General features: G+C 32.1%; 10 protein-coding genes and 2 tRNA genes. 2 read left to right on the top strand and 10 right to left on the bottom strand.

Annotated features, from left to right (window positions below):
• Window positions 1-931 precede the first annotated feature (931 nt).
• The 5 genes from A1OE_RS03535 to sufB are packed head-to-tail and all read right to left on the bottom strand — an operon-like array spanning window position 932 to window position 6,153.
• Window positions 932-1,330 carry a DUF59 domain-containing protein gene (locus A1OE_RS03535; RefSeq protein WP_015089008.1) on the bottom strand — a complete coding sequence of 133 codons (399 nt, stop codon included), beginning with the start codon at window positions 1,328-1,330 and terminating at the stop codon, window positions 932-934.
• A gap of 26 nt (window positions 1,331-1,356) precedes the next feature.
• On the bottom strand, window positions 1,357-2,619 hold the full coding sequence (locus tag A1OE_RS03540; protein ID WP_015089009.1) for an aminotransferase class V-fold PLP-dependent enzyme: 1,263 nt from the start codon (window positions 2,617-2,619) through the stop codon (window positions 1,357-1,359).
• Window positions 2,609-3,904, bottom strand: coding sequence for a Fe-S cluster assembly protein SufD (gene sufD, locus A1OE_RS03545; RefSeq protein WP_015089010.1), 1,296 nt, complete (start codon window positions 3,902-3,904; stop codon window positions 2,609-2,611). Before sufD ends, A1OE_RS03540 begins: the two co-directional genes overlap by 11 nt.
• A gap of 10 nt (window positions 3,905-3,914) precedes the next feature.
• Window positions 3,915-4,664: a Fe-S cluster assembly ATPase SufC gene (gene sufC, locus A1OE_RS03550; protein ID WP_015089011.1), complete on the bottom strand. Its 750-nt coding sequence runs from the start codon at window positions 4,662-4,664 to the stop codon at window positions 3,915-3,917.
• A gap of 31 nt (window positions 4,665-4,695) precedes the next feature.
• The gene (gene sufB, locus A1OE_RS03555; RefSeq protein ID WP_015089012.1) at window positions 4,696-6,153 is read right to left on the bottom strand and encodes a Fe-S cluster assembly protein SufB; all 1,458 of its coding nucleotides are present in this window, start codon (window positions 6,151-6,153) and stop codon (window positions 4,696-4,698) included.
• Window positions 6,154-7,096: 943 nt separating this feature from the next.
• Between sufB and A1OE_RS03560 the strand changes: the two genes are divergently transcribed.
• Window positions 7,097-7,864, top strand: coding sequence for an NAD kinase (locus A1OE_RS03560; protein ID WP_015089016.1), 768 nt, complete (start codon window positions 7,097-7,099; stop codon window positions 7,862-7,864).
• 638 nt (window positions 7,865-8,502) lie between these two features.
• Here the strand turns inward: A1OE_RS03560 and A1OE_RS03565 are convergent.
• Complete coding sequence (locus tag A1OE_RS03565) at window positions 8,503-8,976, bottom strand: SufE family protein (RefSeq protein ID WP_044283296.1); 474 nt, start codon at window positions 8,974-8,976, stop codon at window positions 8,503-8,505.
• Between the two features lie 1,696 nt (window positions 8,977-10,672).
• The gene (gene tkt / locus A1OE_RS03570; RefSeq protein ID WP_015089020.1) at window positions 10,673-12,673 is read right to left on the bottom strand and encodes a transketolase; all 2,001 of its coding nucleotides are present in this window, start codon (window positions 12,671-12,673) and stop codon (window positions 10,673-10,675) included.
• 946 nt (window positions 12,674-13,619) lie between these two features.
• On the opposite strand from tkt, the gene A1OE_RS03575 reads away from it, so the two are divergent.
• Window positions 13,620-13,696: transfer RNA gene (locus A1OE_RS03575), tRNA-Arg, on the top strand.
• Between the two features lie 2,391 nt (window positions 13,697-16,087).
• Here A1OE_RS03575 and A1OE_RS03580 read toward each other — a convergent pair.
• The 3 genes from A1OE_RS03580 to A1OE_RS03590 form a co-directional block, all read right to left on the bottom strand.
• Window positions 16,088-16,696: a superoxide dismutase gene (locus tag A1OE_RS03580; protein ID WP_015089025.1), complete on the bottom strand. Its 609-nt coding sequence runs from the start codon at window positions 16,694-16,696 to the stop codon at window positions 16,088-16,090.
• Window positions 16,697-18,949: 2,253 nt separating this feature from the next.
• A tRNA-Lys gene (locus A1OE_RS03585) sits at window positions 18,950-19,025 on the bottom strand.
• 1,271 nt (window positions 19,026-20,296) lie between these two features.
• Entirely contained in the window at window positions 20,297-21,748 is a 1,452-nt protein-coding gene (locus tag A1OE_RS03590; RefSeq protein WP_202802551.1) for a TrkH family potassium uptake protein, read from the bottom strand.
• Window positions 21,749-21,804: the final 56 nt, after the last annotated feature.

Below are 21,804 nucleotides of genomic sequence, written 5' to 3' on the forward strand. Positions count from 1 at the left end.
TTTTATAGTCTAAAATAGTTATGTCAATTGTTCAATTCCTGCCTACAGCTTCTAGCAACTAACACTAATTTATCCCATAAAACATAGTATTTCCTACAAGGACCTAAGCGTTAGCATAATTTATACATTTTCTATATATTAAGTAACCCAATAATATAGGCAAGGTATTTTTAATAAATACAAAAGCGAACAACACAAATCGATAAACATCAGTAACACTGCATAAAACGCTATATTGCATCTTCTTGGAAAACATTCAGATAAAACTTTTAGTGTTCAGAATAATACTCTAGTATTCTTAGATAAAATTATTTTTAGTTAATTCCAATATTTTGGATCATAATCTGTAGCGCACAATAAAATTTGTTTCATAAAATGATTTGCTATATTAATTATAGTGATCTAGAATACGTTATCTACCTAATAAGGGCAATTAATTGCTTGTATTAAACCTACTATACTGTAATTATCTAATTGTTAATAATAAAAATGCGAACATTAATACAATTAATGTTATCCAAGATAAAATAGATTAACTGCAGTTATGCCCATTAGTTTTTTTTCTTAGAAAAACTTTTAGAATAAATAAATTTAATTCTAGCCATGAACTGCTCTTTTGCAAAAAAAATCATTATAAAAAAAGCAATGCTCAATATAATGCACAGTAAACGAATAAATAATGTAATTAAATAAAAATTATTATTAACACTAAATATATTGAACAAAAAATTAAACAATAATTAATTGGAATAGTCAAAAAAAAAAAATTAAAGCCTTAATTCAGTAATTAATGATAATAAAATTAATTTGTGTATGCGATTAATTTTAGCCAAAATTTTCAAACAAGCGATAAAAAGTCGAATGGTTATTAAAAATAACTTGTTCAATACTTAAAATAAAGGTTCTTGATATAAAGATAATAATTATATGATTAAACCATGTCAAGAAGTAGTCGAGCATCCTCGCTCATAAGGTTCTTAGACCATGGAGGATCCCAAACTGTTAACACCTCTACCTCACCCACGCCAGGGGCTTGAGCAACAGCATTAGCAACCAATTGGGGTAGCTCGCCAGCTACCGGACATGCTGGAGCTGTTAGAGTCATTTCAATATTAACCGACCCTGCATCAAGTAACTTGATGCTGTATATCAAGCCAAGATCATATAAATTAATTGGAATTTCTGGATCATATACAGTCTTTATCGATTCAATAACAACTTGTTTTTTAACCCGAAAAGCACTGTCAGGCAAAGGACGACCAGCATGTACTCTTGCACCGGTACGGCTACTTTCTGGCATAAAATAATGCAAATCTGTAGCGTAATTCATAACACTTATCCTATAAAATATTTATATCAAGCAAACATTCGTCTTACTAAATTAAGTGCATCAACAAAAAAATCAATTTCCTTAAAGGTGTTATACATAGCAAAACTTGCTCGAGTAGTTGAACCAACTTTATAAAAATTCATCAAAGGCTGGGCACAATGATTACCGGCGCGCACTGCAACGCCCTGCCGATCAATGATCGTCGCCACGTCATGTGGATGAACGCAATTCAAAACAAATGCAATAATCGGTGCCTTCCCAGAAGGCCTACCGATTATAGTCAAACCTTCCACTAAATCAAGCATCTGTGTAGCGTAATTCAACAATTCCCGTTCATACTTAGCAATACTGTTTAAACCAATATCATTTATATAATCAATCGCAGCGGCCAGTCCAATCGCCTGAACAATAGCCGGTGTACCAGACTCAAATTTAGCTGGCAGGTCAGCCCATTTGCTCATTTCAATTGAGACTGATGAGATCATATTTCCGCCACCCTGATACGGTGGCATAGTCTCTAACACGCTTTCCTTCCCGTAAAGCACCCCTATGCCAGATGGGCCGTACAATTTGTGGCCAGTAAAACAATAAAAATCGCAACTAATATTTTTAACATCAATGGAGATATGTGGGGCAGCTTGGCTGCCGTCTAATAATACAAGCGCACCTACATCATGGGCTAGTTTTGTTACCTCAAATACTGGTACTACGGTTCCTAATACGTTAGATACATGACAAACTGATACTAATTTAGTACGATCAGTTAATAATGTTTTAAAGCTATCCAAATCAAATGTGCCATCTTTTTCTGGTTTTAGCGCTTTTAAAACAAGGCCTTTCTCATCTCTTAACATCTGCCATGGAACAATGTTAGAATGATGCTCCATATAAGTTATAAGAATTTCGTCTCCTGCCTGAAGATTAGTTCGCCCCCAGCTTGAAGCAACTAAGTTGATTGCCTCAGTAGCGTTACGAGTAAAAATAATTTCAGTACTAGAAGCAGCACCAAGAAAAGCGCGCACCGTCTCTCGCGCGCTTTCATAATCGTCAGTCGCTTTTTCACTCATAAAATGCAAACCACGATGAACATTAGAATAGCCCGTCGTATATGCCTCAGTTATGCGGTCAATTACCTGACGAGGTTTTTGGGCAGAAGAAGCATTATCAAAGTAAACTAAATCCTTACCGTGTACCATTTGAGACAAAATAGGAAAATCTTCCCTAATACGGGCTAAATTGTAGCTATCAAACTTATCAGTAAGGTTTTCTGTAGCAAAATCATGATCCATCAATAGCCTGCGTATCAACAATATTCTGCTGCATCCAATTATTCGCTACTACGCGAAACACATCACGAATCAACAAGTTATGAATATAATTGATCGTCTCCTCAACATAGGCTGAAACCATAATAGCTCGTGCTCTTTTCTTGGAAATACCACGTGCCATCAAGTAAAAGATCTGCTCTTCATCTAACTCTCCTACCGTAGCGCCGTGACTACACGTTACATCGTCAGCATAAATCTCTAACTCTGGTTTTGAGTTAATTTCCACCTCCTTAGATAACAGTAACGCACGGTTCATTTGATATCCTTTAGTTTGCTGTGCATTCTTACGAACCAAAATCTTACCCTGAAAAACACCCTGAGCATGGTTAGCTAATACGCCCTTATACAACTCGTGACTTACACAAGCAGGCTCAACATGATCGATGAATGTAACAGTTTCCATATGCTGATCACTACAGGCAAGATAGCTACCATTAATGCTATAATTGATATGAGAACCGGCTAAAGTCGCGCTAATCTCATTACGAGATAATTTTGCTCCAGTCGACAACGCAAAATTATCATAAATGCTATTTGCAGCACAACGAGCTGCATTCATAGCAATATGAAAAGCATCGGTATCTTCTGCTTGCAGTTTGTAATGACTAATATGAGAATTTTTACCTATTACCAACTCAGTAACGACATTATTTATATAAACGCCGCTGCCTGTGTGAATTTCAATTAAATCAGCTACTGCATCTTCTTCCAATACAACCAAAACACGCGGATTAACTGCAACGATCTTACCGTTTGCTTGGGTATCAACTAATAAAATAATCGGTTTTTTCATTACCGCACCTTTGCGAATTCGCATAGCTACACCACCAGAAAAAGCAGTAGTATTAATTGCGGTAAATGGATGCATTTTAGTATTAATAGTAGAACCAAAAGCTTCTATTACCCAAGTAGGCGTAATTCTTCGATCAGCAAAATCAAATAAATCTATATACTCTGGGACAGCATCTATCCAAGTTAGTATTCCATTTGATATGTGTAACTCGAGAGCATTAAGCTCCGCAAAAACTTTTGGGCAAGAAAGAATTGCTGTACTATTTGCTGCAATCGGTTCCAAAGCCTTAAATGCATTTAAATTTGTAAATCTCCAAGCCTCTGCAAACACCATGTCTTGCATAACTGAGCCTTCTATCTCTTCCACCGCTTTGCGAAATAAACTACTCAACCATCCAGGCTCAGAATTTTTCTGGGCGTTGCTAGGCAATAAATACTTTTTATTACTAGGCATAATAAATCCCTTATGCCGTTGTTTCAATAAAATTGAAATAGCCACGCTGTTCTAATTGCATTGCCAATTCTTTCCCACCAGTTTTTTGAATACGACCATGAGCAAGAACATGCACTAAATCCGGCTCGATATGATCTAGCAAGCGTTGATAATGAGTAATAACCAACATTGAACGCTCAAAAGAGCGCAGAGAATTTACCCCATCTGAAACTATCTTTAAAGCATCAATATCAAGACCACTATCAGTTTCATCGAGGATACAAAATTTAGGCTCCAACATTGCCATTTGCAGAATTTCGTTGCGTTTTTTCTCACCTCCCGAAAATCCAACATTTACTGAGCGTTTTAACATTTCGTCACTTACTCCTAAAGACTTTGCTTTACTACGAACCATCTTAAGAAATTCCATAGAGTCTATTAGCTCTTCACCGGCTACCTTACGCCTGGCATTCACTACTTCTCGTAAAAAAGTCATACCACTCACACCAGGAAGTTCCACGGGATATTGCATAGCAAGAAACAAGCCAGCAATTGCACGTTCATTAGCCTCCATGGACAACAAGTCTTGGCCGCAAAAGCGCACGGATCCGTGGGTAACCTTACAAGTTTCGCGGCCACTTAGAACATAAGTTAATGTGCTTTTCCCGGAGCCATTTGGACCCATAATTGCATGAATCTGACCAGCTTCAATTGACAAATTTATGCCACGAAGTATCGGCCTTCCATCAACTTCAGCATGAATATTTTCAATTTCTAACAATTTCATATTACATTCTTCTTAAAGAATCAAATTAACCAACACTGCCTTCCAAACTAATGGCAATTAGCTTTTGTGCTTCAACAGCAAACTCCATTGGTAACTCTTTCATTACTTCCTTGCAAAATCCATTAACAATCAAGCCAACAGCGTCCTCTGCTGCAAGACCACGAGACCTACAGTAAAAAAGCTGATCATCGCTAATTTTCGAGGCTGATGCCTCATGCTCAATCCTAGAAGATGGGTTTTTGCTCTCGATGTAAGGAACGGTATGAGCCCCGCACTTGTCACCGATCAACAAGCTATCACACTGAGTAAAATTACGTGCCAGATCGGCGCGTTTCCCAACTCGTACTAGGCCTCGATAAGTGTTGTTAGAATGCCCAGCACTAATGCCCTTAGAAACAATTGTTGATTTAGTGCCTTTACCAAGATGAATCATTTTAGTACCAGTATCAGCTTGCTGAAGGTTATTAGTAATAGCAACAGAATAAAACTCTCCAACGCTACCATCACCCTGCAATATGCAACTTGGATACTTCCAAGTAATTGCGGAACCAGTCTCGACTTGAGTCCAAGAAATCTTGGCACATTTACCTCTACATACACCACGCTTGGTTACAAAATTATAAATGCCACCATTTCCATTTTCATCGCCCGGATACCAATTTTGGACAGTTGAATATTTAATCTCGGCATTATCTAAAGCAATCAGCTCAACTACTGCAGCATGAAGTTGGTTTTCATCTCGCTGCGGCGCAGTACAACCTTCCAAATAAGAAACATAACTGCCCTCATCAGCAATGATCAGAGTGCGTTCGAACTGTCCAGTATTCTGAGCATTAATACGAAAATAAGTTGATAACTCAATAGGACAACGGACCCCTTTAGGAATATACACAAAGCTACCGTCAGTAAAAACCGCGCTGTTTAAGCAAGCAAAAAAATTATCCATAGCCGGCACAACCGAGCCAAGATATCGCTTTGTCAATTCCGAATGATTTTGCACAGCCTCAGATATTGAGCAAAACACAATTCCATGCTTTTCCAACTCTTTTTTATAAGTTGTAGCCACAGAAACACTATCAAAAACGGCATCTACAGCAACTACACCGGCCAAAAGCTCTTGTTCCTTTAACGGAATACCAAGCTTATCGTAAGTTAACAACAATTCTGGGGGAACTTCTTTTAGAGAATTCAGCTTAGGCTTATGTGATGGTGCTGCGTAATAATATAAATCGTTATAATCAATCGGTGGGTAACTAACCTTAGCCCAAATTGGCTCTTTCATTAATCGCCAATAATTCAGAGCTTCTAAACGTTTCTCTAGCAACCAATCCGGCTCTTCCTTTTTGTTGGAAATAAAGTGAATAGTGCTTTCATCAAGCCCTTTGGGTGCCATGTCCATACAAATATCGGTTACAAAACCATGCTTATAAGCGCGGCTAGTAAACTCTTGAACATGACGAACAGTATCAGCTGTAGCAGCCATATCTATAATATTTCCTAAGTCGTTAGAATCATCAAGTACAAAAAATCACCTAAGATATTTTATTAGGCATCTTGCATCCCTAAAAGTTAAGTGATTTTTTACTATTAACTCAGCATAAGTAAAAAGTGAAGAATAAATTAATTCTATCTTAATTATCAATACGTTCTGATAAAAAAGTCACCTAGAAAAAAAACAAAGACATAACATTATGCATTTTTGTAAGTATATTATTTCATATAGTAGCACGATAATTCTTGATTATATAACTAAACGTAATTCAATTTATGAATTGTATAACTTTATACTAAAGTAATGCAATTACATCTAATGATCTGTATATTGTCTGCAATACCTTACCTAATCAATTTTAAATACCTTACCTAATCAATTTTAGGTAATTTGATAGAGTATAATTTGTATAAATCAATCTAAACCTAAGGGTGACAACATCAAGGGAATTGATTTTTAATCACTGCTTACTTGCCACTTAACTTATTACTTTTAGTGCTTTCTGAGTTAATAATAAATTTTAACTTAAATTCTTCACCAAAAGTATCATCCATTATAGATATATCTATACTTATAGCCTTAACAGAAAGGCAGTAGGCTATTGACGAAGGTTAAAGCATTTTAATTTAACAACTATATTTGCCAACATTAGCATACAACAATATACAACAATCTTATCTGCTTATTCGTTCTGATAAAATCATATTTAGGTACCTGCAAAGCTATTAAAGAATAAATTATTAACAATAAAACTAACGTAATCAATCATTTACATATCACCTGTTGAATGTCAACATCGTACCAAGAAAAATATTTAAACAATTATATGCTAGAATAATCTATTTAATAAATTAAATAAAATTCAATAGCTTTGCTTCTTTTATAAAAAATTTAGGGCTGAGTTAAATGACGGAGAAATACTGTGGTAGCTGAAATGCATAATATGGCACTTGCCTTCGTAGCTGCTAACAACGAAGAAGCGCTTCTTGCACAAAAGTTGTTAAGCGAACAGTATGGCAATGTTGTACCAACCAGAGCTGATTTAATTATTGCACTTGGTGGTGACGGATATATGTTAGAAACTATCCGCGCTACAATTAGCACATGTAAACCAATTTATGGTATGAATTGTGGTACCATTGGTTTCTTAATGAATAAATTTCAAAATAACAACTTAATAGAAAGATTGCATAAGGCAAAGCCAGTTATACTACATCCACTACGAATGCATGCTACTTGTCGCAACGGTACAAGGGTGGAGATGCTAGCAATTAATGAAGTATCCATGTTTCGAGCCTCAGCTCAAGCAGCCAACATTCGTATATTGGTTGACGGTCGGGAACGACTCGCAGAGTTGATCTGCGATGGCGTTCTAGTAGCTACCCCTGCCGGCTCAACCGCCTACAACCTATCCGCCCATGGACCGATTATTCCGCTTGGAGCAAATGTGCTCGCCCTGACACCAATCAGCGCATTTCGCCCCCGTCGCTTGCGAAGCGCTCTGCTATCGCGTGAGGCCATCATTCGCTTCGAAACTACCTCACCAGAAAAACGACCTATCAATGCTGTAGCTGACGTTATGGAAGTGCCTGACGTAATTGAAGTAGAAATCCGCGAAGATAGCAACGTAAAACTTACCGTGCTTTACGACCCAGAACACAACTTTGAAGAGCGTGTTTTAACAGAACAATTTAATCCATGAATTTGCTTAATCAGCATCTATATTATTGTCCTTAAGATATAATTACTTTATTATGGCCTTAAATTTTAGCAGACTTACCGTGTAAACAACGAAACTATATATTGTCTGTGGAGTTCTAGAATTAGGTTGATACTCATAATTTGGGATACTACTTATAAGTTTTTAACCTCCATGGTTAAGCAATTTTGTTAATTGAGCGAAAGACATGGTGTTTATAAAATAAACTCAGAATCTATTATTTAAAATCACTATTAATCTAGAACATAGATATGCATTAAATAAGCAAGTGAGTAATTTAAGTTAAAGAAGTTTAATCGATTATGTACAAATTGTATTATGTGATCAAAATAAGAGATACGAATTTTAGTAAAAGTTAGATTTTATAGAACATTGAAAAATTATTCAATATAGTTAAAGCTATGCAATTGCTTTAACTATTCACGATAAATCACAACATTAGCTATTTAACAAAGATCACACTAGTCATTTTAATCATTCATATCCAAATTTATACATAAGGCAATATTAGTTTGATATTTATTTTTTTTTAAATAAATACTTAATTGGTAAGAAGATTCAAAAAAAATGCTTGCCTAAAGTATAAAACCTACCATAAACAACATATTTTAAGAGTAAAATCATCCTTTTTCTCTCTCTTCACTGCAATGATCTAACTCAGCTTGCGCTCGATCTTTAATCGCCCTAAGCATAGCATTAAGACCACTCTTGCGAGTCGCAGATAGGTGTGAGTCAAGTCCAATGGCCTGAATAAAATCAGGTTTAGTAACTATAATATCTTCTGGAGTTCGATTGGAATAGACTCGTAAAAGCAAAGCGATAATACCAGAAACTATTGCAGCATCGCTTGTAGCATGAAACAATAGTCGATCGCCAAGCCTTTCAGCAACTAACCAAACTTGACTTTGGCAGCCACTAAGCTTAAACTCGTCAATTTTATAAGCTGCATTCAACGGTGGATGTTTACGACCAATGTCAATTAAATATTCGTAACGCTCTATCCAATCATCAAAAAAAGCAAATTCCTCGATAAGTTTAGCTTTTTCTTCTTCGATGGAGCTTTTTAAAGCATCTTCAAGAAGATCTTGGCTCATGCTCTTCATATCTGCAATTTTTAGGTCTTGTAAAAAATATTTATCAAAAATAGACTAATTAGCATAATAAATTCCACCAAATGGTTTACTCAAATTAGATAGCTTCTTACTCATCGTTTAAAAAAAATTACTACAACAAATATAAATTTCACCTTTAAATTTAATTATCTGCTTACCGCTCAATTCACTAAATTGATATTCTTATTTTAATCAAAAGTACACAATTAAATCAATTAGTCGCTTTGCAAAAAGCTTAATAAGCTAGTTAGTGTTCTGTTAAGAAAAAAGGATTTCGTACTATCAACTTTAAATATTGACAACAAGCATAAATTTAACAATCAACTTAATATCCTATATTGATATATTCGCATATACAACATTTACTTACTAAAGCAAGTCAGTCGTTTTGCACATACTAGCATATGTAAATATACATACTGCATGTAGTAATAGGTATTTTTAATCATTTCAACAAAAATTTATTCCTACTTTTCTTAATTTTAACTATAAACAACTTACTGCTATTATAGACTTAATTTTTGCTATTATTCGATTGACAAAATTTTTTTATAGTAAATTACTGCCTCAAAGATAATAATTAAATCATTACAATAAAAATGAGCTGTATACTTTAACAATTTTTATTGCTGCAGTAAACTATACAAACAACAAAAAATAAAGTAAATATTATCGTCCAATAGTTGGTTATTTAACACAACACGAGAAATTATACTTATTTAGATGAACATCAAGCGATATAATTGTTATAATCACCACGATCGATTGAAAAATATATGATGGCCTTTTATATAAAGGCATCTAGTTGATGACATTTACAATAAAATTTGAATTAATTATGATTGTAATTTATCTAGTTTGTTACTTTGTTACATCATTGTACTGCATACAAAATTCTCCTAATATTTAATTTTATTTCACACAAATACTTAAAATTAAATATTAGGCAAATTATTTTATCGCTTTAAAAAGCAAATATAATAATACTATCTAATTCTCTTAGAAAGGCAAACTTAGTTATTAAAAAAATTATCTTATTCATAGCTTTTAAATCAAATCTTTTATTCTTAATAATTTTTTTAAAAATCAGATTATTGTAAATAGCACATTTATAAAATCATAAATTAAATTGTAATCTTATTAACAAGTAAGTTAGAATAATAACAAAACTTATGGCAAAAAAAACTATTACCTAGTTTATTGCTATAACAAACCAGCAAAATCTTTGTGAACAAACATGTTGACATAATAGTAAATAATCTCCATAAAAGATTCTTTCTAAATAAGAAATACAAAGTAAAAATTTTTAAAAATTTAAGCAGTTTCATATTCTAATTAATGGCCTATAGGATAATTTTTATTACTCATACTAATTTAAGCAATAGTAGTAATATTATTTTAAATAATCAATGTCACAACATAGTTTAACTAAACAATATACTTTTCAATATAACCAAAGATTGCAGTGTGTTAGTATGATAGAACTCATATTAACAATATATCAGTATCCAGCTTGATTCCAGCAAACAGAAAGCTATTATGCTATAATACTACAGTAAGATTAAACTGATGAATAAAAACCCCAATCCAACAATATCACCGTTATATCTCGCTAAATTTCCTTTGCGTTCGCTGAAAATAACATGCATAGAAAGCAATTAATTTTTTTAAAAATCTGCTAAATGCGCGCTTTTACAGCAGCAACGACATTGTCAGCAGTGATTTGAAAATGCGCATATAATTCTTGGCATGAACCAGACGCTCCGAAGCCAGACATTCCAATAAAAATGCCATTCTCTCCAAGTAGCCTATCCCAGCATTGACGTACGCCAGCTTCCACTACAACACGTATGACAGATCCAAGTACCTCATTAATATAAAATGGCTCTTGTGCTAAAAATAACTCGAGAGAGGGCATAGAAATTACCGCAGTGGATATACCATCAGAATCAAGCTGATCTTTAGCAGCAATTGCAATCTCTATCTCGCTACCGCTTGCTATTATGGTAGCCCTTCGCTCTCCCTTCGCGGTTGCTAACACATAACCGCCTCTCGAGGAGAGGTTAAATTCTGAATGTTTCACACGTACAGTTGATACATTTTGCCTTGTCAGTGCTAAAATACTTGGTCCTGATATCCGCTGTAAAGCAAGTTGCCAAGCCTCAGCGGTTTCTACCGAGTCAGCAGGACGAAATACAACTAAATTGGGGATTACGCGTAAAGAAGACAAATGCTCGACTGGTTGATGAGTTGGGCCATCCTCTCCAAGACCAATACTATCGTGCGTCATGATAAAAATACAGCGAGCACCCATCAGAGCAGCTAGGCGAATTGAAGGGCGACAATAATCGGTAAAAACAAGAAAAGTACCACCGTATGGAATAATGCCACCATGCAAAGCCATGCCATTCATTGCTGCAACCATAGCATGTTCACGAACACCATAATGTATATATCGCCCTCCGTAATTATTACGGTCTAATAGTTCTTGGGAGTTAACCTTAGTATTATTAGAACTAGAAAGATCAGCGGATCCACCAAGCAATTCAACTAGAATCGGAGCGACAACATCAAGCATTTTTTGGGAAGATACACGAGTTGCAATTTGAGGCCTATTAATGCTCATATTTTTTTTATGCGTATTAATAGCCTCATTAAGGCTTGCCGGCAAAAAACCAGATATACATCGATTAAAATTTTCCTTATTACTAGACTTCAATAGCCCTTCATTCCAGTAATCAAAGGCCTTGGCACCACGATCACCTAGTGACAAGCCAAGTTTATTAACTTCTTCTGGAATCACGAAGGGAGCGTGGTGCCAGTTGATAGCAGCACGCACAGCAGCAACTTCCTCTTCCCCTAGGGGGGCCCCGTGCGAAATTGATTTGCCGGCTTTTGTTGGAGCGCCACAACCAATAATGGTACGACAATCTATTAGAGAAGGACGTGTTTCACCAGCAGCTTCTTCAATAGCTAAAGCAATATTTTTAGGGTCATGCCCATCGCATTCCACTACATGCCAACCGTAAGATAAAAACCTCCTTTTTACATCATCGGATGAAGTCAAGTCAGTTGGGCCGTCTATAGAAATTTTATTATCATCCCACAGAACATTCATCCGACCTAAACCAAGATGACCAGCTAGAGAAGCAGCTTCGTGACTAATTCCCTCCATCAAGCATCCGTCACTAGCAACAACCCAAACTCGGTGATCGATTAAATCGTCACCAAAACGAGCATTCAGATGCCGCTCTGCAATGGCCATCCCTACAGCATTAGCAAAACCCTGACCCAATGGACCGGTAGTAGTCTCAATACCTTGCAATGCACCATATTCTGGATGACCAGCAGTTTTGTAACCAAGACGACGAAAATTCTTTATTTCCTCCAAAGAGATATCTTTGTATCCAGTTAGATATAATAGCGAATATAATAGCATCGATCCATGGCCTGCGGATAAAATAAATCGATCGCGATCAGCCCAATCAGGATGACGTGAATCAAAACGAAGAAACTGTGAAAATAAGACAACAGCTACGTCAGCCATACCCATCGGCATGCCAGGATGACCTGATTGCGCTTTTTCTACAGCGTCCATAGAAAGAACGCTAATTGTACTTGAAAGGCTGAAATGTTCCTGTTCAGAAAGAGCAGCACCAAAATTTGAGGAAGCAGTCATAACTTAATCAAATGAATTTAAATGTTAGCAAAATCAATAAAAAAAACGCTGAAAACTTGCCGAATGACTCTTTTCCATACAAAGTAACACATTTATGTTTATGGGAATAAAATCTCATTGAATCATTTTGCATATATTTTTTCATAAAAACCACTGAAGATAGCCTATTCAGGCAGGCTAAGGTTGAAGCTAACTTCCAATTGAAATAATCATCTTAATCGCTCATAGCGAATTTTCTTGTGATTGGTTGCTCTTAAGTCGATACACGATCCTAATTGTTAATATAACACAATATACTTTCTACTAAAGCAGCTAAAATTAGTTTTTATTCAAAGCATTTTAACAGTTAGTGAGAATTAAAAGCAGCATAAAAGACAACAAAAATAATTCTTAGTAAGATTACTTTTGCACTCCAGGCAATACAGCCGGTAAAAGGTCAACTAAAATAAGTAGAATATTTTATTAAAAGTAGTATTTTATATCTACTTTTAAATTGCAAACACCAAGTATTTTTCTATTAACCAAAATCAATGTAGATTAATCTACCTAAATATTCAACAATAATTTCTTATCTTGTGAGAATATTTACTCACGGAAGATCGTCTTAATTAAGATTAAAGATTTGTTATGGTTAAATTTTCACAAAATTAAGAGATAATTGTTAGGCTAACAATTATCTCTTAATTCATTAATGAATCGTACAATTATCACCATGAATTTATTTATTGCTGAGAAAATAAAAATTATTTCGCTAAAGATATTTTGGTTGTCTTTACTTTTATATATATGTAGTAAAAGCAATAAGGTAATATTTTAAATTTTATGCTAAATTTATCTAAGTTAGACATGAGCATTAAAAATTTTTGTACTATATGCTCTTAATTATATTATACTCCTTATTATCGTAAACAATAATTAATTATTGTGATAATTTGTGAGTAATAGCGCGCCCGTAGCTTAACTGGACAGAGCACATGACTACGGATCATGAGGTTGGGAGTTCGACTCTTCCCGGGCGCGCCAATTATTGCAATGTTTTTATTAAACATTTCATAAATTAATTAATGAAAGAACTAATCTAATAAAACATCTTTAAGAAAAATAATTACAAAAAATCACTTTAACTAATGCCTTGTTCTCGTATTGAATAGCTAATATAAAAAGCCTAGTAAATAAGCTGCAGAATAATTTTATTATTTGATTATCTTGCAGATTGCTAATATTTACTGTAGTTAAACCTAGTTTATTACATTGATAAGTTTACATGCCTATTAATCTGAATAAAGAAAAAATTATATGCTAACTACATAACTTAATATAAATCATTGCCTAAGATTATAGAAAATAGTATAACCCGCGCAGCGAAGTATAATACTCATTAACGTATATAAAAAATCTGCTTAATACTTAACGTATTAACACCTTAAAGTCCTAGTAAATCAAACCATCTTATTCCCTATCCCCATCAAGATTCATGGAATGAAAAATAGAATGAAAATTCTATCAAATTTAAATGATTAGGACAAAATATTTTGCAGTCTTGGCAAAAAAATAAGTGCTTGATTACCCTAAATTCAGCGAAGTAGTTCAAAACAAATCGGATTATTTTTCTAATAAATAACGCTTTTCATTTATAGCATTTTTTACAATCTTTGGTTGATTTCCTTCTCCCAAAATTTATAATAAATAAAAACTTTCTTTTTAAGAAAGACAGTCTTCCAATGCCATAAACATGCTTTTGTAATTCAGTTACAAACTGACCCTAACTTACTGTATATAAATAAATAATAGCTGAATTATATAGTAATTTCTTAAATTACAAAAAAATTAATACACAGTTTATTTTAGTAAGTATTAATGTAAAATTTTATCCGCGTCTGTAGTGTTTAAACTAAGAGCTAACTTACTAAAAAGATATTAACACAAGTTAAGTTAAATAATTGTGCAAAATAGTAAATTTATGTTGTTATTACGACGGCATTAAACTAAATTAAAAAACATACTTTTAAAGCTTAATCAAGACTAAGCTGCCTTAGTATTATCCATATTAGCAGAGAAGAAAAGAGCAATCTTCATCGCTATAATTATTATATGTTTGCTTTGCAAAGAGATTATTTTTTGACAATTGTCATAAAATAAAAATAATTAACTACAATAATACTAACATCTTACATAAATTTATGTGCCATTAGTCAAATTAACATATAATCAGTATCCAGTAAAAATTACCAAACAACCTAAAAAATCATAGTTATTGTATATGAATTAAACAAGAAAACTATACTATTATAGTGGTTACTATAATAGCTGGTTTGAGCTGTAAGTTTAACTTTTATATTTAAAGCAAATCGCAAACAGCAGAAAAAATTTTTATACTGAATAATATGGAATCGATAAATTGTAATAAAGTAATATTACTTTATTACAATAGTAAATATATAAAATTAATCTTTTTTTTTTAAATGGTATTTTTGCTAGATAGTTATCTCATCAGTAGTACTTAATCACTAGAATGCTTTGGTTGATAGAGTATTAGGTTATAATTAATTTTAAAATTTTTTAAGCTCGCTTACTAGACATCTAATAAACTTTACTTAAAATACTGACAAAACGTTACATGGTATACTTACCTAGTTTTAAACAAGACAATATAAAAAGGTAAAGCAATTTTAAAAGAAAAAAAATCAAATTAGCTAATTTTAATTCTAGTTGTCTCACAGTCTAACTATTAATTTTTAACTCTATACACTAGCTATACTTTTTAAGTTTATTGATATAAAAACTTTATTATATTTTATTAACTTTAGGATAATATATTAAATTATACAATCATTAAATTTTCCTAGTGATCTAATTTATATTAATAAGATAGCTAATTTATCAATTAAAATAATGCTGGCTAACAAAAATCTAGATAGAAGTTTAGTTAGATTAATTTATCGAATTAGCTAAAATAGCTATTAAATCTAACGATGTTATTTTTAATAGATAGAATTAAGAAAACTTTTATCAAAAATAAATATCTTACTTGCAGATAGTAACTTATACAAAGGTTTAGTTAAAAAACAAAAAAAAGATTAAATAACAAATCATTCACATAATATAAATAAAACGCTAAAATCTAATTACGTATTCATTTTTTTAATAAAAAAATAAAAAGATTAGCTATTAGCAAGTGATTAATAGATTCGAGTCAAATACAATAAATACACCTAAGTTATTTACTTGATTACGGATTAATTTCGATTTTGAATGAAATATTTAACGGTTTTTTTTAAAGTAAAAGTTAATTACTTTAATTTCTTCATTACAATAAATAAGCTGACGCTACAATAATTTTTTTAAGCACCAGCTTATTTTTAACCTTGATAAAGCTTTACTAAATAAGTAATTTTGAATTAATATTATAAAAATCTAATAAGATTGATGAAAAATATCTGCAACACGTTCCCAGTTCACCAAATTGCTTACAAAAGCTCGAATATAGTCGATACGAGCGTTACGATAATCGATATAATATGAATGTTCCCAAACATCACAACCAAGTAAGGCAATGCCGTTACCAATCGCAAGCGGATTTATACCATTAGAGGTGTTAGTCACATAAAGCTTACCTTCTTGACCCAAGATCAACCAAACCCAGCCGGAACCAAACTGTCCTACACCAAACTTAATAAATTCTTCCTTCATTGCTTCAATGCTACCAAAGTCAGAAATAATTTTTTTTTCCAAAGCACCAGGAATAGCGCCACCTCCATTTGGCTTCATCCATTTCCAAAATTCTATATGGTTCCAGTGCTGAGCTACGTTATTAAATAAACCACCACCTTTAGCGCTTAGATATGAAGTCTTAATGGTATCCTCTAATGACTTGTTTTCTAAGCCACTACCATCTATTAGCTTATTAGCGTTCACAACATACGCGTTGTGATGCTTGTCATGGTGATATTCTAAGGTTTCCTTAGACATAACAGGTTCCAACGCATCATACTCATAAGGTAGACTAGGCAATTCAAAAGCCATTCGTATCTCCTTTGATTAAATTATCGATAATTTATTTTTCTTTGACTTAACTAATACTCAATGATTATATACAAGATAGTCTTTTAGTAATTATCCTGAAAAATAATTTTTTCTAAATAAATTATTCTTCAGGATAATTCTCAGTATAAACCTAATATTTTAAGTTAATTTAAATAATACTAGATCATAGCAATATATATTGGATATTTGTTCATATTTTTTTAGTAGCTTATAGCAATATTAAAATTTAATCCTACTTCTATAAAAGTCCTTACATATAGATCCTTATTTTAATTATAAATCACAACAGTAAGAATTTTTTGGTTAATTATCAAACAATAATTGACTACCTTAATGTTATGTGCTGTCTAATAAATGAAGTTTTCAGGTTATTTATTTTAAAAATAAGCTATCGTTAAAGAAAATCAATTCATATCTAGAAAATTAAGAAAGAAATAAACATGATTTAACCTAAATGGTTTTAATAAACTATTTTTAATAAATCATGATAAAATAAAAAAAGCATAGCTTAATTAATCACGCTAAAAAACCTTTTTTTAAATTGTAAAATGGATTATCAAAATACTTAAACATTAAATTTAATATGCTCATGATTGTATATTATCCTTAGCATAGCGCTGTCAGTTTTATAATTAAATGATTAACGATAATTTTATATATAATTATCTCTACTGCCCTAATAATTACATTGTTCGACATTAGTCATAATCTGTATCTGATTACGATATCCTCAATGTTATAGTAATGAAAGCTAATTTATCTCGTCGAGAGATGGATATTTTAAATAAAAAAAATCTATCAAAAATACTCCCAATTGTAGAGTACTGCGCTAAAACTACAGCCAATAATTTACTATTAACTTGGAATATTAATGCTCCGTCATTATTCATCTATAAGATGAATTTCCACATTGGAATTTTAAGGATCACAAACTCGACATAATTGACAAATAATCGTCAAAAAGACTAACAATTATGATTGGTGTATTGTTTTCGATTCCTTAATACTTTTGCTTTAAAGCATAAAAGAAAGCCTAATGACACTGTCATTATTAAACAAAACTTGAAGTAAGATAATTTTATTCTCAATTGTACTATTGCGATATAATTAATGTTATTAAATTATAAAATATTTCCCCTACTAACATTAGTGCATATGCTTAAAATCTGCAATTATTATCGATAATTAAAATTTTTAATATATTTATTAATTGCAAGACATAAAATTAATTTTTTTTGCGCAAGAATTCTAGTTTTTATACTAGAAAAAACACAAGATTATGATCTATATAATAACACATCATCTGTAAATTTTTTTTTAGATAAGGTTTAAAAATTACAATTTTATGATAAAATTATTTCTATAATGAAAGTAACTCTTGTTAGAGAGAAGAAGAAAACTGCTAAAATACAAAGTAATACAATAATAAAATTAAAAGTAATGATTAACAAAATCAATAAATTTTATCATATAAACAATTTATGAAAAAGTTTACTATCTTCTAAACAAGAATGTTTTATATAAAACATGAGTATAAATTTATATATAAAATATAGCACTTTAACAATAAGACTAGATTATTGGGTAAATAATAATCTAACGGCATTAATCTTACTCGCTATATCTATGCATAGGAAAATTATAAAAACTAGCCTCTTAAAGCATCATACAGTATTTTTCGCTAGCATTAAAATCTGCCATCCCTGGTTATCGTTAATCTAATAAAGATTTAACTGCTTGAATGCTATATATTTATATAATTTCTTACGTTAGACTGTGCTAACGAATTTATTAACCATGGCTATCAATCTTTAGGTAGTGGATTAATAACTAAATCTTGTTGTTAGTAGCTATTAAACGGTAAATAATTTTTGTTTCAGAGTCATTGCCTATATGACAACAATACAATGACATTTCTGTAAAAAATGTAATTGTATTTTTTAGCAATTACTTAGCCAATTTCAGCAAATTTCACTAAATTAATCAGTATACAAAATTAGACTACCCTATTTTAGCCTATTCAATAAGCATAAATATTTTAGTGCACCAATAATAATATTTATTACATAACAGTGTACATAACTATACTTTTATCAGTTAAAATATAAAAATAAAGAATAAAAAATATCAAATCAGATTTAAAAATATTTTTTACTAAACTAAATCTGATGACAAAAGATAAAATAAGATATACATCATTACCGTCAATTCTGATTTCCACCAAAAATGATATGGTAGGCGCACAAGGATTCGAACCTTGGACCCGCTGATTAAGAGTCAGCTGCTCTACCAACTGAGCTATGCGCCCATAAGTCGACTATTTTAACAAAATATTGCTTTTCTACAAAAAGTTATTTTAAAACATTAGTTTTTTATGCTAAAATAGTCAATTTATGTCACCGCTTGACACTTTCTATCAATATGTTTAATGGCCGCAGCTTGCTTGTCTTAACTATATAAAATATTATTACCTTAAACAAGTGCTTATAAAAATACTTGATCTGAAATACTGAAACGAATGATGTGGTTGTAGACAAATAATTTAGTAGCTAATATCCTGCGAAGGTATTTAAACTATTTTATTTCATAAAATTATCCTATGATTGTAATCAATTATGCTTATAGGTAAACAAAATCATTAATAGTTTACTAACAAATCATGTTAGCCGACTATGCTTAAAGCATAGTTAAAATCCGAAATACTCAAGATTTTCGCTGCTTTAAAAAGCATCATTTAATCTTTCAAAATACAGCAGAAATACCTTTAGTGAATACAGTATAAGCTTAATTTAGATAATTCATGATAATGAAAAATTAGCCTGTTATAAATTACTATAAATATGCTACATCATACAAAATAGATTTAATTACTATAAACAATAATAAAATAATTAATTTTATGTATTTATTTAAAATATTGATATTATCAACTATTTATACATCACGGCGATAAGAAAATTATCGCCTTAATAACTTAAAAAGTTATCTAAAAGATAAATTCGCTAAAACAAAGAAATACAATTTTCAACAATGGTTTATTGACGGCAAATCCTTTTAGGCTGTAGGCAAAATATTTTACTAAGTTTTAAGTCTAAATAAAACAATAAGAATAGTACTAACTATTTCTAAAAAATAAATAATTTATCTATTTTTTAGAAAAAAAACTATAGTATAACACCTTCTTTCGTATTATACAAAAAATAATTAACTAAAATACTTACGTTTAAGTTGTTGAATACATTTTTGCTCTATTTTGAAAGACAAAACTGTATTAAAACAAGAAAAACTCTATAAAGAATTGAAAATTTTAAAAGATTAATGTTTAATTATAATTAAACATTAAGTCATAAGCAATTATTGTAGGCAGGCATATAATCGTTTATTCTAACAATAAAAAATAACAATAACATTATTTAATAATGTGCTTTAACATCCATTTCATCTATCTATAATAGTCTTAGTAAAGATAATAATTATGGATCAAATTACTCTCTTGCACCAAAGCACAGTTACTTTAAAGTAAAGTCTACTAGTTAATATTATAATCAATAATTATCTTTTTGGTAGAAGCTATTATTACTACTTACTCCAAAATCTCGGAGTAAGTAGTAATAATACAGTAAATATTTCCAACCTTCCTAGTAGCATAGCGAAAGAAAGTAACCACTTGGCGGCATCAGGTAATTTGTCAAAATTTTCTGCTGGCCCGATTATTGACCCAAGTCCAGGACCAACATTACTGATCGTAGTAGCCGCACCAGATAAAGCTGTAATTGAGTCAAGCCCCATAGCTGCTAATCCAATAGCCACCAAGCAAAAACATATTATGTATAAAAAAACAAATCCCGTTACAGACTCTGATAGAGATTCTGGAATAGGTTTGCGATTATAATATGGAATAAATATTCCATGTGGACGTAACAACCGAGCAAATCGTACTTTAGCCATAGCATAAAGCACCTGGAAACGAAATATCTTAATACCACAAGTAGTCGATCCCGAACAACCACCTAGAAACATCAAAAAAAGCATCAGAGTAACCGCAAAGCCACCCCAAGTACTAAAATCCATCGTGATGTAACCAGTACCGGTGATTATCGAAACTACGTTAAAAGCTGCAAAGCGTACGGCATCGTAAGGGTCAAGATTGATATAGTATGTAATCCAAATACTTACCAGAGCAACAGCAATCAGTACTAACATTAGAAAACACTGCACCTGGCGATCGCGCAGAATGCTACGAATATCTCCATGAGCAATACCAACATAATGAATGAAAGGTAAACTACCAAGAATCATACCAAAAGTAACGATCCAATGAATAGCTGGAATGTTAAAATAGCCAATCGAATCATCTTTAGTAGAATAACCACCAGTAGAAATGGTACTCATAGCATGAGCAACAGCATCAAATACATCCATACCAGCAAACCACAATGAAATAGCGCAAATAAATGTTATAATAAAATACATAACGCCAAGACCAGCAGCCAGCTGAGCAGCCCGAGGAAGTACCTTATCAGCAAGATCGAAAGCTTCAGTCAAAAAAAGCTGCATACCTCTCACGCTCAGTGTTGGAAGTATAGCTAGAGCGATAACAATTATCCCCAAACCTCCCAACCATTGCAATAAAGCGCGCCACATTAGGATGCCAGGAGGGGCATGATTCAAATCAGATATTACTGTAGCTCCGGTAGTTGTCACACCCGACATAGATTCAAAAAAAGAATCTGCCAAAGTCATATCGAGATCAGAGAAGAAAAAAGGTAAGGCAGCAAAGCTAGAAATAACTAGCCAGCTTAATGTTGTTAACAAAAAGGCTTGCCGTAAATTTAGCTTAGATCCCCGAACTGTACGCGTTGCAAGCATTGTTAGCACACCGACAAATAGTGTTATACCTGCTACACCTAAGAAAACCTGCCAATCTGAATAGTGATTTACTAAATCAATCGTAGCAGGCACACACATAGCTATTGCTAAAAATGTTAGCAACATTCCTAAAATAAATAATACAGGCCCTAATTCGATCACATAAATGCCTAAATAATAATAGGTATTTTATTAAAAAGTGTAATTTAATATGATAA

The sequence above is a fragment of the Candidatus Endolissoclinum faulkneri L2 genome (assembly GCF_000319385.1).
Taxonomy (GTDB): domain Bacteria; phylum Pseudomonadota; class Alphaproteobacteria; order Thalassobaculales; family Thalassobaculaceae; genus Thalassobaculum; species Thalassobaculum faulkneri.

Bases quoted from the DNA above. Each gene is read 5' to 3' on its own strand.
- A1OE_RS03535 (WP_015089008.1), bottom strand. From the start codon at position 1,330: ATGAATTACGCTACAGATTTGCATTATTTTATGCCAGAAAGTAGCCGT.
- A1OE_RS03540 (WP_015089009.1), bottom strand. From the start codon at position 2,619: ATGGATCATGATTTTGCTACAGAAAACCTTACTGATAAGTTTGATAGC.
- sufD (WP_015089010.1), bottom strand. From the start codon at position 3,904: ATGCCTAGTAATAAAAAGTATTTATTGCCTAGCAACGCCCAGAAAAAT.
- sufB (WP_015089012.1), bottom strand. From the start codon at position 6,153: ATGGCTGCTACAGCTGATACTGTTCGTCATGTTCAAGAGTTTACTAGC.
- A1OE_RS03560 (WP_015089016.1), top strand. From the start codon at position 7,097: ATGCATAATATGGCACTTGCCTTCGTAGCTGCTAACAACGAAGAAGCG.
- A1OE_RS03565 (WP_044283296.1), bottom strand. From the start codon at position 8,976: ATGAGCCAAGATCTTCTTGAAGATGCTTTAAAAAGCTCCATCGAAGAA.
- tkt (WP_015089020.1), bottom strand. From the start codon at position 12,673: ATGACTGCTTCCTCAAATTTTGGTGCTGCTCTTTCTGAACAGGAACAT.
- A1OE_RS03580 (WP_015089025.1), bottom strand. From the start codon at position 16,696: ATGGCTTTTGAATTGCCTAGTCTACCTTATGAGTATGATGCGTTGGAA.